Annotated in this window: 1 protein-coding gene; it reads left to right on the top strand. The window is 69.4% G+C overall.

The window, feature by feature from the left end; translation table 11 throughout:
- The first annotated feature begins 55 nt into the window (after window positions 1-55).
- Window positions 56-864 (top strand): IS5 family transposase gene (locus IEZ01_RS34450; RefSeq protein ID WP_189205740.1). Its coding sequence is split into 2 segments (ribosomal slippage): window positions 56-395 and window positions 395-864, totalling 810 coding nucleotides; the frame shifts between segments, so codons are not numbered across the junction.
- The last annotated feature ends 11 nt before the right edge of the window (window positions 865-875 follow it).

Raw genomic sequence — 875 nt, 5'->3', positions numbered from 1 at the left:
AATGAGCTGAGCCGTGGGTCTTGTGTTCAGCGATCTTGGTCGGCAGGGTGTCCGGGTGCGTGCTGATCTTGTTCCTGATGACTTGTGGGAGCGGGTGGCCCCGGTGCTGCCGCCCGCTCCCGAGCGCCGCCGCCGCCACCCCGGGCGGCTGCGTGTTCCCGACCGGGCGGCACTAGCCGGTGTCATGTACGTGCTGCGGACCGGTGTCGCGTGGCGCGATGTTCCCGCAGAGACCGTGGGCTGCTCCGGAGTGACGGCCTGGCGCCGGCTGCGGGATTGGACCGAGGCCGGTGTCTGGCCACGCCTGCACGCCGCCCTGCTGGCCGAGCTTCGCCGCGCCGACCTGCTGGACCTGGACGACTGTTCCGTGGACGGGTCGCATGTCCGGGCCCTCAAGGGGGGGATCACGTCGGTCCCTCACCCGTCGATCGCGCCCGTTCCGGCTCCAAGCACCACCTGATCGTCGACCGTCATGGAACCCCGCTCGCCGTGACGCTGACCGGCGGGAACCGCCACGACGTCACCCAGCTCCTGCCTCTGCTGGACGCCGTCCCATCGATTCGTGGCCGGCGGGGACGCCCCCGGCGCAAGCCCCGACGTCTGTACGCGGACCGGGGCTACGACTTCGACAAGTACCGCCGCCTGCTGCGAAAGCGCGGGATCAAGCCGCTGATCGCACGACGCGGAGTCGCCCACGGTTCCGGACTGGGCAAGGTGCGTTGGGTCGTCGAGCGGGCCTTCGCCTGGCTGCACCAGTTCAAACGGCTCCGCATCCGCTACGAGCGACGGGCCGATCTCCATCAGGGCCTGCTCGAACTGGCTTGCAGCCTCATATGCCTCCGCCGCCTGCGGACCTCATTCTGAAACGATCAGTT

The organism is Streptomyces purpureus, from assembly GCF_014648195.1.
Lineage (GTDB): Bacteria > Actinomycetota > Actinomycetes > Streptomycetales > Streptomycetaceae > Streptomyces > Streptomyces purpureus.
This window is presented reverse-complemented; position numbering and strand designations above follow the sequence as displayed.